Here is a 13,122-nt window from a genome sequence, read left to right as displayed (position 1 = left end):
CCTACTTCGTCAGGGCGGGCTCGCCGGCGTGCAGCGGCTTGGCGGCCGACGAGAAGAGCCCCGACATGACCACCAGCGCCACGAGGATGAACAGCGTGTTCAGCAGCCCGATGTGCTCGCTGATCAGGCCGAGCACGGGGGGTCCGCCGAGGAACGCGACGTAGCCGATCGTGGCCGCGGCGCTGACGCGAGCCGCAGCCTTCGCGGGGTCATCGGCCGCGGCCGACATGCCGAGCGGGAATCCCAGCGAAGCGCCGATTCCCCACAGCGCGGCTCCCAGCAGCACGAGGGGCAGGCTCGGAGCGAGGATGAAGAGCAGGATGCCGGATGCCGCGGTGGCGGCGAGCACGCGCAGCACGGCCACGCGACCGAATCGATCGACCAGCGGCCCGCCGAAGAGGCGGACGACGGTCATGCCCACCGAGAACACGGTGAGGCCGAGCGCGCCCATGCCGACCTCCTGGTCGTGGCCCTCGACCACGCCGAGGGCGATCCAGTCGTTGGCGCCACCCTCGGCGAACGACATGCCCAGCATGACGATGCCGAGCGCGTAGGTGCGCGGCTCGCGCCAGGCTTCGAGCGCGGTGTGCAGACGCTGACCCATCGAGGGTTTCTCGTCGGGGGCGGGGTCGAGGGCGGCTTCGCGGACGGGCACCTGGAAGAAGCAGGCGACGGCGGCGACCAGGATGACCGTGCCGATGATGCCGGCGTGGGCGGCGACGTTCATCGACAGCAGCGCCGCTCCCGCGCCCGCCCCGGCGCCGATGACCGTGCCGAAGCTGAAGAAGGCGTGGAACACCGGCAGGATCGTCCTGCCCATCTGCTGCTCGATGGCGGTGGCCTCGACGTTCATCATCACGTCCACGGAGCCGTTGCCGAATCCGAACAGGACCAGTCCGGCGATCACGACGGGCACCGACCCGAGCAGGTCCGTCCCGACGCCGATGAGGATGACGCCCGAGCCGAACATGACCATGCCGATCAGCATCCCCAGTCGGGCGCCGGTGCGGGCCATCAGGACCGGCCCGGTCGAGATGCCGATGATGGATGCGATGCCCATGCCCAGCAGCAGAAGGCCGATCTGGGCCTTATCGATCTGCAGCGCGGCCGCGATGCTCGGCACGCGTGATGCCCAGGTCGCGATCGATAGACCGCTGGCGAGGAAGATCGCGAAGATCGCTACGCGCCAGCGGACGAACTGCGAGCGGGTGAGGGCGGTGTCCATCCGCCCATCGTATCGAATCGATTCGATACCCGAGGACCCCGGGTGGGGACTGCGAGATATCCTCGGAGGATGAGCACCGGCACGCGACGCGCGACCATCGCCGACGTCGCCCGCGAGGCGGGAGTGTCGACCTCGACGGCGTCGGTGGTGTTCAGCGGCAAGGTGAACGTCGCCGCCGCCACCCGCGAGAAGGTGCTCTCGGCGGCCACGGCTCTCGGGTACACCGGACCCGATCCCCGCGCGGCCTCGCTGCGCACCGGTCGCAGCGGCATCGTCGGTGTGGTGCTTGCGGGGGAGCTGCGCCACGCCTTCCTCGATCCCGTCACCACCGTGATGATGGACGGGCTCACCGACGCGCTGGCGTCGATCAGCACGGGCATCCTGCTGCTGCGCGACGACCCCCGAGAAGACGAGCCGCCGGCCATCACCGAGGCTCCCGTCGACGCCGTCGTGCTGATCGGATGCTCGGCGCGGGCGCGGGAGGTGCTCGAGGTCGTGCGGCGGCGCGGATTGCCCGTCGTCGTGATCGAGGGCGACGCGGGAATCGACGTGCCGCAGGTCACCCTCGACAACCGTGAGGCGAGCGCCACGATCGCCCGGCACGTATTCCAGCTGGGGCATAGACGCGCGGCGACGATCACGCTGCCGCTCGACTCGGCGCGTGAGCGCGCTGTGCTGACCCCCGAGCGCGAGGCGGCGGCCACCGTCTCGGTCACACTCGACCGGCTGGCGGGGTTCCGCGAGGCTTTCCCCGAGGCGGTCGCCATCACAGCGGCAGGCAGTCTGGTCGACGAGGGCCACCTCGTCGCCCGCATGCTGCTCGCCACCGACGACGGAGAACTGCGCCACGATCGGCCGACGGCGATCATCGCGCAGAGCGATCTGCTCGCCGTCGGTGCCATCCGCGCCGCCGAGGAGCTCGGCTTGCATGTTCCGGACGACCTCACCGTCGTCGGCTTCGACGGCATCGCCGCCGACGGGATCGGCTCACTCGAGCTGACGACGATGGCGCAGCCCGCGCTCGAGAAGGGGCGTGCCGCGGGAGAGCAGGTGGCCCGGATGCTGGACGGCGAGGGCGGGGATTCGGTGCACTTCGCGTGCGAGTTCCGCCCCGGGGAGACGGCCGGGCCGCCTGCGGTCTGAGGCGAGCGCGCCGGGCGTTCGACGACGCGCCCTCAGAGCATCTCGAGGGGCACGGGCTGTCGGGGCGCAGGGAAGAGGCGGTCGATCTCGGCGACCACGTCGTCGGGCAGCGAGGTGCCGAGCACGGCGGCGTTCTGCCGGGCGTGTGCCACGGAGGCCGCCTTGGGAATCGCAACCACGTCGCCGTCGCGCACCACCCAGGCGAGCACGAGCTGCGCGGGGGTGAGGCCGACGTCGGATGCGAGACCGGCGAGGCGCGGGTCTTCGAGAAGCCGGGCCTGCTCGAGTGGCGAGTACGCCATCATCGGCATGCTCTGCGCTCGGAGCAGCGGGAACAGGTCGACCTCTGGTCCGCGGCGGATCGGGTTGTAGAGCACCTGATCGGTCGCGCAGCCGGCCGGCAGCTCGGCCATGTCATCCGGATCGAGGTTGCTCACTCCCCACGCGCCGATGTCGCCGGCGTCACGGAGCGCTTGGAAGACGGCCACCGTCTCCTCGAAGGGAATCGGCCCGCGCCAGTGCAGCAGGTACAGGTCGAGCCGGTCGGTGCCGAGCCTGCGCAGGCTGCTGTGCACCGCACGGCGCACACCGCTCTTCGACGCGTTGTGCGGCAGCACCTTGCTGACGAGGAACACATCGTCTCTGCGCCCGCGGATGGCCTCGCCGACGAGTTCCTCCGAGCGACCGTCGCCGTACATCTCGGCGGTGTCGACCACCGTCGCTCCGGCGTCGAGGCCGGCCCGGATCGCAGCGATCTCGTCGTCCCGACGGGCAGGATCATCGCCCAGGAACCAGGTTCCGATGCCGATCTCGGGCACTGCGGGGCCGTTCGGAAAGCTGACGCTCATGTGCTCAGATTACGATCCGCGGCGCCGCGTGGCGCGAGAGGCCCCGTAGAATAGAGGAACATCGCCCGCCTGTGCCGGAAGGCCACGACGAGCTTGAGGAGCCGCTTATGCTGTTGCTCCTCGCCGTGTTCCTGGCCGGGTCCGTCATACTCCCCGTCCTGGTGCGCTGGCTGGGAGCACAGGCGTTCGTGCTCGGGGCGCTCATCCCCGCAGCGGCCTTCGCGCACGCTCTCGTGCAGACACCGCACGTGCTTGACGGCCGGGACGCCCCGTTCGAGCTCTACCGATGGATACCGCGGCTCGGGCTGAACCTCTCGATGCACATGGACGTGCTCGGCTGGGTGCTCACGCTCATCGTCACGGGGGTGGGCGCGCTGGTGCTGCTGTACTGCCGCTGGTACTTCCACGACGAGGGGCGCGAGGTCGGCCAGTTCGCCGGCGTCCTGCTCGGCTTCGCGGGCGCCATGTACGGGCTGGTCCTCACCGATGATCTGGTCATGCTCGTGATGTTCTGGGAGCTCACGAGCATCCTGTCGTACCTGCTCATCGGCCACTACCGGCGCCGCGCGGCCAGTCGACGAGCCGCCCTCCAGGCCCTGCTGGTGACCACGCTCGGCGGACTCGTGATGTTCGTCGGCGTGATCCTGCTCGTCGTCGACGCCGGCACGGCGAGCATCCGGGAGCTGCTCGCCCTCGCCCCGGACGGGCCGCTCGTCGATGCGGCGATCGTCATGCTGCTCGTCGGCGCGATCTCGAAGTCGGCGCTGTTCCCGTTCCACTTCTGGCTGCCCGGCGCGATGGCCGCGCCCACGCCGGTCAGTGCGTACCTGCACGCAGCGGCGATGGTGAAAGCCGGAATCTACCTCATCGCGCGGTTCGCGCCGATCTTCGCGCTCGCGGCCCCGTGGCGACCGATCGTCATCACGCTGGGCGTGTTCACGCTGCTGCTCGGCGGCATCCAGGCGCTGCGCGAGACAGACCTCAAGCGCATCCTGGCGTTCGGCACCGTCAGCCAGCTCGGGTTCTTCGCCGTCGTCGTCGGCTACGGCACGCCGGCCGCGGCACTGGCGGGCCTGGCCCTGGTGATCGGGCACGCGCTGTTCAAGTCGGCGCTGTTCCTCATCGTCGGTGTGATCGACCGCCAGCTCTCCACGCGCGACATCGACGAGCTGTCGGGCGTCGGCCGGCAGGCGCCGGTGATGGCGACCGCCGCATTCATCTCGGTGGCCTCGATGATGGGCGTCGCGCCGACGATCGGGTACGTCGCCAAGGAGTCCACCCTCACCGCCCTGCTCGAAGACGCCCTGCACGGCTCGGTGTGGGGATGGGTGGCGCTCGTCGGCTCGACGATCGGCGCGATCCTCACGGCCGCCTACGGCTGCCGATTCCTCTGGGGTGCGTTCTGGCGCAAGAGGGATGCCGATGGCGCACACATGCCCGAGACGGCATGGCCCGATCCGCCGGTGGGCTTCCTCTCGGCGCCGATCGTGCTCGCCGGCATCAGCCTCGCCGCCGGCATCGGAGCTCCGGCCGTCGATGTCGCCCTGCAGGGTTACGCGAAGACGCTCGGGTCGGCTGAGCCGGGGCACCTGGCGCTCTGGCATGGGCTCGAGCCCGCCCTGCTGCTGTCGCTGGGCGCGATCGTCGTGGGCATCGGACTCTTCGTGCTCAGCATCCGCACCCGCTGGGATCGCCGGCCCCGCCTGCTGCGCTTCACCGCCGCCGACGCGTACTACCTCGTCATGCGCGGCGTCGACCGACTCTCGGTGCTGACCACCAGCGTCACCCAGCGCGGTTCGCTGCCGTTGTACGTCGGCACCATCTTCGTCGTGCTGCTCGCAGCCGAAGCCACTGCGCTCGTCGCCGCGATGCCGGATCGACTCGCTCTCTCGGCTTGGCACACACCCGTGCAGATAGTCGTCGCCCCGGTGATGGCCATCGCCGGCATCATCGCCGTGCGCGCCCGCAAGCGATACACGGGAGTGGTGCTCGTCTCGGTCACCGGGCTCGGCATGGTCGTGCTGTTCGCGACCAGCGGCGCCCCCGATCTCGCGCTCACGCAGATCCTCGTCGAGACCGTCACCATGGTCACCTTCGCGCTGGTGCTGCGCCGACTGCCCTCGCGCATGGGCGAGCACAACGCGTCGGTCGGGCGGATCCCGCGTGCCGTGCTGGCCGTCGGTGTGGGAGTGGTGATGGCCTTCCTCGCCATCGTCGCGACCCAGGCGCGCATGTTCGATCCGATCTCGGTCGATTTCCCACAGCTCGCCTACGAGCTCGGACACGGCAAGAACGTGGTCAACGTCGCCCTCGTCGACCTCCGCGGGTGGGACACGATGGGCGAGCTGAGCGTGCTCGTGCTGGCCGCGACGGGTGTGGCATCCCTCGTCTTCGTCACCCACCGCGCAGACCTGCTCTCGGCGACACGCGACCTGCCCGAGACGACTCGGCGGTCGACGGCGCGTCGGCCGATGGTCGAGACCGACGAGGGCCTGCGATTCCAGACCGCCGAGAACCGCGGTGCGCCGCGGGCGTGGCTGGTCAGCGGTCAGCAGATGAAGGCGGAGAACCGCTCGATCCTGCTCGAGGTGATCGTGCGGGTGCTGTTCCACACGATCATCCTCGTGTCGATCTATCTGCTGTTCGCCGGTCACAACCTGCCCGGCGGCGGCTTCGCGGGCGGCCTTGTGGCGGGCATGGCGCTCGTGATGCGCTACATCGCCGGCGGCCGATGGGAGCTGGGCGCGGCTGCGCCGACCGACGCCGGGCGCCTGCTCGGCGGAGGACTCATCCTCGCCGTCGGCGCCGCTCTGCTGCCGCTGTTCTTCGGCATGGCGCCACTGCAGAGCGCCGTGTGGGAGGCCGAGGTGCCGGTGCTCGGTCACATCGAGTTCGTCAGCTCGACGGTCTTCGACATCGGCGTCTACCTCGTCGTCATCGGGCTCGTGCTCGACGTGCTGCGCAGCCTCGGCGCCGAGGTCGACCGGCAGACGCTCGAGACGCGCAGTCGGGGGGCGGTCATCTGATGGACGTCTCCCTGACCCTCATCGTGATCATGGCCGTGCTGTTCGCCGCCGGCGTCTACGCGATGATGGAGCGCAGCCTCACCCGGGTGCTCATCGGCTTCCTGCTGCTGGGCAACGCCACCAACCTGCTGCTGCTGATCGTGATGGGCGTGCCCGGATCGGCGCCGTTCTACGGCGAGGAGGGCGAGGTCAGCGACCCCCTCCCGCAGGCGCTGACCCTGACGGCCATCGTCATCACGTTCGCGGTCTCGGCGTTCCTGCTGGCCCTGATCTACCGCTCGTGGCAGCTCGGGCAGGCCGACACGGTGGAGGACGACCTGGGCGACATCGCGGTGCGCGAGCGGACGGATGCCGAGGAGGATCTCTTCGACGACGAGTCCACCAGCGACGACGACGAGGCGACCACCGACTTCGTCGGGGTGACCACGGCTCCGATCACCGTTCTGAACATGCGCGACCATCCGGCGATCGTCGACGACGCACCGGTGGATGTGCCCGACGCTCCGGATGCCGGCCCTTCGACAGGCTCGGGGACCCAGGACGATGAGAGGGAGGATCGGCCGTGAGCGCACTCGTTCCCCTCATCGTGATGCTGCCGCTGCTCGGCGCGGCCGTCACGCTCGTCTTCGGCCGCAACCCCCGGCTGCAGGTCGTCGTCACCACCGCGACCCTCGTGGCGGTCTCGATCATCGCCGCGGTGCTGCTGCTCGCCGTGGATGCGTCGGATCAGCCGTTCGCGGTCTCGGTGGGCGGCTGGCCCGTGCCGTTCGGCATCATCCTCTACGTCGACCGCCTGGCTGCGCTGCTCGTGCTCATCTCGAGCATCGTGCTGCTCGCGGTGCTGCTCTTCTCGATCGGTCAGGGCGCCGCCGACGGCGCCGAGGAGACGCCGATCTCGATCTTCAACCCGACCTACCTGATCCTCGCGGCCGGCATCTTCGATGCGTTCATCGCGGGTGATCTGTTCAACCTCTACGTCGGATTCGAGATCCTGCTCGTCGCGTCGTACGTGCTGATCACCCTGGGAAGCACCGAATCGCGCATCCGCACGGGAGCGGTGTACATCGTCGTCTCGCTCGTGTCGTCGATCCTGTTCCTCGCCGCGATCGCGCTGATCTACGGCGCCGTCGGCACCGTGAACATGGCGCAGGTCGCGGAGCGCGTGGCCCAGCTTCCGCAGGAGACGCAGCTCGTGCTGCACCTCATCCTGCTGGTCGCGTTCGGCATCAAGGCCGCGATCTTCCCGGTGTCGTTCTGGCTGCCCGACTCGTATCCCACGGCGCCCGCGCCGGTCACCGCGGTGTTCGCGGGCCTGCTGACCAAGGTCGGCGTGTACGCGCTGATCCGCACCGAGACCCAGATCTTCGCGAGCAACGACATCAACGACCTCCTGCTGATCGTCGCACTGGCGACGATGGTGATCGGAGTGCTCGGTGCGGTAGCCCAGGCCGAGCTGAAGAGGATCCTGTCGTTCACCCTCGTCAGTCACGTCGGGTACATGATCTTCGGCCTGGCCATCGCGACCGAGGCCGCCATCGGCGCCACGGTGTACTACATCGTGCACCACATCGTCGTGCAGACCACGCTGTTCCTCGCCGTCGGGCTGATCGAGCGAAAGGCCGGCAGCACGTCCATCCTGCGTGTGAGCGGTCTGATGAAGGCGGCGCCGGTGCTGGCCGTGCTGTACTTCGTGCCCGCCATCAACCTCGGCGGTCTGCCGCCGTTCTCGGGCTTCATCGGCAAGGTCGCGCTGTTCGAAGCCGCCGCCGACGTGGGCACACCGCTGATGATCGTGCTCATCTTCGGCGGCATCCTCACCTCGCTGCTCACCCTCTACGCCCTGATGCGCGCATGGAACCTCGCTTTCTGGCGGGAAGACGACGGCGCCTCCGAGAACGACGGCCGCATCGAGTACCTCGGCAACGCACCGGCCGCCGACGAACAGGGTGAGACCAGAGAGATCCCGCCGATCATGACGTATGCCACCGCGGGCATGGTCGCGGTGACGCTCGCGCTGACCGTCTTCGCCGGGCCGCTCTATGCGATCTGCGACCGCATCGGGGCCGGGCTGCTGCAGCCGGTCACGCTCGAGCTGATCGATGAGGGGGCGAGCTGATGAACGCCGACGCCCGTCGCCGCATCATGCGCGACATCCTGCTCCAGCTGCCGTTCATGATCTGGCTCGTGCTGCTGTGGATGCTGCTCTGGCACCAGTTCACACCGTTGGCGATCGTCACCGGCATCCTGGTCGCGATCTTCGTGACCCGCGTCTTCCGCCTGCCGACGGTCGAGTTGGTCGGTCGGGTGAACGTCTGGCACTCGCTGGTGTTCATCGTGCTCTTCCTCGGCGCGGTGGTGATGGGCGCGGTCAGCGTGACGATCCAGGTCTTCGACCTCCGACGCCAGCCGGGGGCCGCGATCATCGCGATTCCGCTGCGCTATGCCGATGACATCCTCACCACGCACGTCGCCGTGACAGCCTCGCTCATCCCCGGATCGCTGGTCGTCGAGAGCGACCGCGACCGGCGCATCCTGTACCTGCACGTCATCGGCGTGCGCACCCGCGCCGACGTCGACCGATTCCGCGAGGGGGTGCTCGCCTGGGAGCGCCGCATCGTCCGCGCGGTCGGAACTCCGGAGCAGTACCGGGCGCTCCGATCGGACGAGAAGGGATAGGCATGACGAACCCGCTGCTGATCGCCATCCTCGTCGTCTTCGGCATCGCGGCGATCCTCGCCGTGATCCGCATCGTGCGGGGCCCGTCGATCCTCGACCGCACGGTCGCATCGGACGTGCTGCTCACCGAGGTGATGTGCGTGCTCGGGGCCGACATGGCCATCAACGGGCACACCCGCAACATCCCCGTCATGCTCATCATCGCGGCCGTCGGCGTCTTCGCGTCGATCTCGGTGGCCCGCTACGTCGCGCGAAGGGACAACACGACACCATGACCGTGACATCGTTCCTCGAAGTCGCCCTGCCGGCACCGGTCGCCGAGACCATCGCGCTGATCCTCGTGCTGCTGGGCGCCATCCTCTGCCTGTCGGCCGCGGTGGGTCTGCTGCACTTCCGCGATGTGCCCAGCCGCCTGCATGCGGGTACGAAACCGCAGGTGCTCGGCCTCGTGCTCATCTGCCTGGCCATCGCGGTGGCGCAGCGCACGATCGGCGGCATGCTGCTGGGGCTGGTGATCGTGATCCCGGTGATCCTGCTGCAGTTCGCGACCGCGCCGCTCTCGGCCCACATGGTGGGCCGTCAGGCGTACCGCAACGGCACGATCCAGGCACACAGCCTCGTCGTCGACGAGTACGCCGAGTCGAAGGAGACCCCGCCGGCCGCCGGCTGACCACGCGACGGCTCCGGGGTGCAGGCCTGCCCGCGGTCAGAGGCCGCGGACGAAGTCGCGGATCGTGGCCGCGGCTCCGCCGGATTCGCTGATCAGCGTGCCGTGGCCGTGGTCGGGGATCTCGACGAAACGGGCATCCGGAACCATGTCGACGATCTCCTGGCACCAGGTCATCGGGGCGAGCGGATCGCGCTGACCGCGTACCACCAGCACCGGCACGCGCACGCGGGGGTAGGCGTTCTCGGGCGTGTGCACGATCGTCGCCTTCATCTTGCGCAGCAGATGCGGGCCGCCGCGCACGTACTCGCGCGCTCCTCGCCACAGCACCTCGGGTCGCTCGTGCAGCAGATCCCAGAGCAGGTACCCGGCCTGAGCCCGGACGCTGCGCGACGCGCTGTTCACGGTCGGGCCTGCGAGCACGAGTGCCGAGACGACGTCGGGGTGGCGCACCGCGATCTCGGCCGCGATCTGGCTGCCCATGGAGTGCCCCATGATCACCGCGTCGTCGATGCGGCGGCTGCGCAGGTAGGCGGCGACGAGGTCGGCGTGGCGCTCCATGGTGAGGGTGCGCTCGGGCTCGGGCGCCTCGCCGAAACCGGGCAGGTCGAGACCGATGATCCGGCCGTCGAGGTGGGACGTGAGGTCGAGATACACGCTGCGGCCCATGCCGATGCCGTGCACCAGAACGATCGGCCGGCGGCCCGAGCCGAAGTCCTCGTGCACCAGCGTCGCACCGGCGTACGTGAACTCGCCGATGTCGGCGACGGTGCCCTCGGGTGCGAGCAGACGTTCGGGCATCCCTCTAGGCTACCGGGCTGCGAGCACCCGCCCGCGAACGATCACCCGCCGACCGGCCCCGTCACCCCGCGGGGGTGAGCACCAGCCGATCGACCGTCGCCTTCCCCACCGCCTTCTTCGTGAACGCCCACGGCTTCTGGATGCCCTCGGCCCAGTCGGCGGTCTGGTCGGTGTAGTGGGCGTCGAACGCGTGACCGCTCGCGCCGGTGAGGTGGTTCCACGTCGACGCGTCGAAGTCGTCGAGGTCGATGACCATCCGCATCGACGGCACGGTGACCGTCGCGTACGACTCGCCGAGGCGCCATCCCGTCGCGTTCACGACCGAGGCGCCGCCGCCCACCCGGTACGGTCCGCGGTTGAACAGCATCTCGATCGGAGCGATGCCCGAGGTTCCCAGGGTGGAGTGGGTCAGCGAGAGCGCGTGCAGGTCGCCCCAGCGCCAGGCGGTCACATCGCCGCCCTGCAGCTCGGCCAGTTCGTCGTAGGCCTGGTCGGCGGCCAGCGCGAGCATCGACTGCATGTCGTCGACGCCCACCCGCTCGTTCTGCCACAGCGGGTCGTTCTCGTCTTCGAGCATCTGGCCGACGACGGTGAACAGGCGGCCCTGGTCGCCGACGGGCATCGGCACCTCGCGGTCGATGAAGACGTTGTGCACGAGGTTCGACCAGAGCACGTTCGCGTAGGCCGCGGCGGGGGAGTCGGGCGTGTTCTGCACGTCCCAGGTGCGCAGCAGGTCGACCGCGGCCTTCGGACCCTTCCGCTCGACAGGCACCCCCTCCATCGCGGCGACGAGCTGCTTGCCGATCCACATCTCGTCGTCCATCTGGATCTCGCGCATGTCCTGCGCGCTGAGCGGCGCGGCCGCAGAGCGGCGTTCGATCAGGTGCGCGATGCGTGCGGCCCGGTACCCGTAGTCCCAGTCCTTCGACAGGAAGTAGTCGTAATCGTCGCCGACGATCGCGTTGTTCGCGGTGACGATGTAGCCCTCGGGCGGGTTGTACGACACCGGCAGCTCGTCGAAGGGGATGAAGCCCTGCCAGTCGTAGGCGCTGTCCCAGCCCGGCTGCGGCAGCGTGCCGTCGCCGACGCCGCGGATCGGCAGGCGCCCCGGCGCCTGATAGCCGATGTTGCCCTCGAGGTCGGCGTAGACCAGGTTCTGCGCGGGCACGTCGAAGAGGGATGCCGCGCGGCGGAAGCTCGCGAAGTCATCCGCCGTGTTCATCGCGAACAGGGCGCTGGGGGTGGTGCCGGGATCCAGCGCCGTCCACCGCAGACTCACGGCCGTGTCGCCGGCGGGGATCTCGGGCGCGCCGGCGAGCGGCAGCGGAGCGTCCGCGTCGCCGACGACCGGATCCTCCCCGATGGCGGTGAAGTCGTCGGTGAGGCCCGAGATGATCGGGCCGTGCGCGGTTCGCCGGATGGTCAGCGGCACGTCGTCGCCGCCGGCGACCTTGATGACGTCCTTCTCGACCTCGAGCGGGGCCAGCGCGCCGTCGCGCCAGTACGAATCACCGTCGAGCTTCTCGACGTAGAGGTCGGCGACGTCGGTGGTGAGGTTGGTGAACCCCCACGCGATGTTCGCGTTGTGACCGATGACGACGCCCGGCATCCCCGAGAACGAGAACCCGCCGACGTCGAACGGGCACGCCTCGCTCACCTTCCGGCACTTCAGCTGCACCTGATACCAGACCGACGGCAGCGCGGCGCCGAGGTGCGGGTCGTTGGCCAGCAGCGGCATCCCGCTCTCGGTCAGATCGCCCGACACAACCCACGAGTTCGACCCGATGCCCTCGCCCGCACCGCCGAGCAGCATGCTCGCGGCCTCGATGACGCTGTCGGCCTCACGCCATTCGACGGTGCGCAGCGCGTCGGCGATCTCGGCGTCGCCGCTTCCGGAGAACGAGGCAGGGGTGGCGTCGGTCGTGACAGGGTCGACGGGCGAGATCTCGGGCACGATGACCGGGTTCTTCCCGAACGGGTACTCGGGGTAGATCCTCTCGATCAACGCGCCGGTCTGCTCGGTGGTCTCGCCGGTGTCGGCGAGCCGCGCCGCGAGCAGGGCCCGGTCGGTCTCGTCCTCGATGTTGGTGCGCAGGTCCCAGGCCATCGCCTTCAGCCACGCGACGGAATCGGCCGGCTCCCAGGGCTCGGGCTCGTAGTCCGGGTTCTGCATGCCGATGACGGCATACTCCAGCGAGAGCTCGGCACCCGACCGCGACGACAGGTATGCGTTCACGCCGTCGGCGTACGCCTGGTAGTAGCCGAGGGTCGTCTTGTCGAGCGCCTCGACCTCCTGCTCGGCGACCGCGCGCCAGCCGAGCGTGCGCAGGAACTTGTCGGTGCCCACCTGCGAGGCGCCGAACATCTCCGCCACGCGGCCCGAGGTGACGTGCCGGCGGAAGTCCATCTCGAAGAAGCGGTCCTGCGCGTGCACGAAGCCCTGCGCGAAGAGCAGATCCTCTGACGTGGAGGCGGTGATGGTCGGGATGCCGCGGTCGTCGCGCTGCACGGTCACCGACTCGTCCAGACCCTTCAGCGACAGCTCACCCGACGTCTGCGGGAATGATCGCTGGATCGTCCAGGTGAGGAAGAAAGCGGCGGCGACGGCGATCACCACGAGGGTGGCGACGACGAGGAACGCGATTCTTCCGATGCGTGCGGCGAGGCTGCGCGGTGGTGCCGCAGCGCGGATATCAGTCGTCATCGGCGGAAGTCCTCAAGGGTAGGTGGGACTGC

The 13,122-nt window shown here is 69.4% G+C and carries 11 protein-coding genes; 7 read left to right on the top strand and 4 right to left on the bottom strand.

Annotated elements, in window-relative coordinates:
• Position 1 precedes the first annotated feature (1 nt).
• Complete coding sequence (locus tag PGB26_RS03700) at positions 2 to 1,225, bottom strand: MFS transporter (protein WP_271638974.1); 1,224 nt, start codon at positions 1,223 to 1,225, stop codon at positions 2 to 4.
• A gap of 69 nt (positions 1,226 to 1,294) precedes the next feature.
• On the opposite strand from PGB26_RS03700, the gene PGB26_RS03695 reads away from it, so the two are divergent.
• Positions 1,295 to 2,368, top strand: coding sequence for a LacI family DNA-binding transcriptional regulator (locus tag PGB26_RS03695; RefSeq protein ID WP_271638973.1), 1,074 nt, complete (start codon positions 1,295 to 1,297; stop codon positions 2,366 to 2,368).
• A gap of 32 nt (positions 2,369 to 2,400) precedes the next feature.
• Here PGB26_RS03695 and PGB26_RS03690 read toward each other — a convergent pair whose 3' ends face one another.
• Complete coding sequence (locus tag PGB26_RS03690; protein WP_271638970.1) at positions 2,401 to 3,216, bottom strand: aldo/keto reductase; 816 nt, start codon at positions 3,214 to 3,216, stop codon at positions 2,401 to 2,403.
• Between the two features lie 107 nt (positions 3,217 to 3,323).
• Between PGB26_RS03690 and PGB26_RS03685 the strand changes: the two genes are divergently transcribed.
• Genes PGB26_RS03685 through mnhG form a run of 6 tightly spaced genes read left to right on the top strand, consistent with a single transcriptional unit; the run spans position 3,324 to position 9,588 of the window.
• Entirely contained in the window at positions 3,324 to 6,242 is a 2,919-nt protein-coding gene (locus tag PGB26_RS03685) for a Na+/H+ antiporter subunit A (RefSeq protein ID WP_271638968.1), read from the top strand.
• Entirely contained in the window at positions 6,242 to 6,808 is a 567-nt protein-coding gene (locus PGB26_RS03680; RefSeq protein WP_271638966.1) for a Na(+)/H(+) antiporter subunit C, read from the top strand. The genes PGB26_RS03685 and PGB26_RS03680 overlap by 1 nt, the downstream gene beginning before the upstream one ends.
• Positions 6,805 to 8,358, top strand: coding sequence for a Na+/H+ antiporter subunit D (locus tag PGB26_RS03675; RefSeq protein ID WP_271638965.1), 1,554 nt, complete (start codon positions 6,805 to 6,807; stop codon positions 8,356 to 8,358). Before PGB26_RS03680 ends, PGB26_RS03675 begins: the two co-directional genes overlap by 4 nt.
• Positions 8,358 to 8,918, top strand: coding sequence for a Na+/H+ antiporter subunit E (locus PGB26_RS03670; protein ID WP_271638964.1), 561 nt, complete (start codon positions 8,358 to 8,360; stop codon positions 8,916 to 8,918). Before PGB26_RS03675 ends, PGB26_RS03670 begins: the two co-directional genes overlap by 1 nt.
• A 2-nt stretch (positions 8,919 to 8,920) precedes the next feature.
• Positions 8,921 to 9,193, top strand: coding sequence for a monovalent cation/H+ antiporter complex subunit F (locus PGB26_RS03665; protein ID WP_271638963.1), 273 nt, complete (start codon positions 8,921 to 8,923; stop codon positions 9,191 to 9,193).
• Positions 9,190 to 9,588 carry a monovalent cation/H(+) antiporter subunit G gene (gene mnhG / locus PGB26_RS03660; RefSeq protein ID WP_271638962.1) on the top strand — a complete coding sequence of 133 codons (399 nt, stop codon included), beginning with the start codon at positions 9,190 to 9,192 and terminating at the stop codon, positions 9,586 to 9,588. The genes PGB26_RS03665 and mnhG overlap by 4 nt, the downstream gene beginning before the upstream one ends.
• Before the next feature lie 36 nt (positions 9,589 to 9,624).
• Here the strand turns inward: mnhG and PGB26_RS03655 are convergent, their stop codons facing one another.
• On the bottom strand, positions 9,625 to 10,386 hold the full coding sequence (locus tag PGB26_RS03655) for an alpha/beta fold hydrolase (protein ID WP_271638960.1): 762 nt from the start codon (positions 10,384 to 10,386) through the stop codon (positions 9,625 to 9,627).
• Positions 10,387 to 10,447: 61 nt separating this feature from the next.
• On the bottom strand, positions 10,448 to 13,090 hold the full coding sequence (locus PGB26_RS03650; RefSeq protein ID WP_271638958.1) for a penicillin acylase family protein: 2,643 nt from the start codon (positions 13,088 to 13,090) through the stop codon (positions 10,448 to 10,450).
• Between the last annotated feature and the right edge of the window lie 32 nt (positions 13,091 to 13,122).

It is taken from the genome of Microbacterium sp. nov. GSS16 (assembly GCF_028198145.1).
Classification (GTDB): Bacteria; Actinomycetota; Actinomycetes; order Actinomycetales; family Microbacteriaceae; genus Microbacterium.
This window is presented reverse-complemented; position numbering and strand designations above follow the sequence as displayed.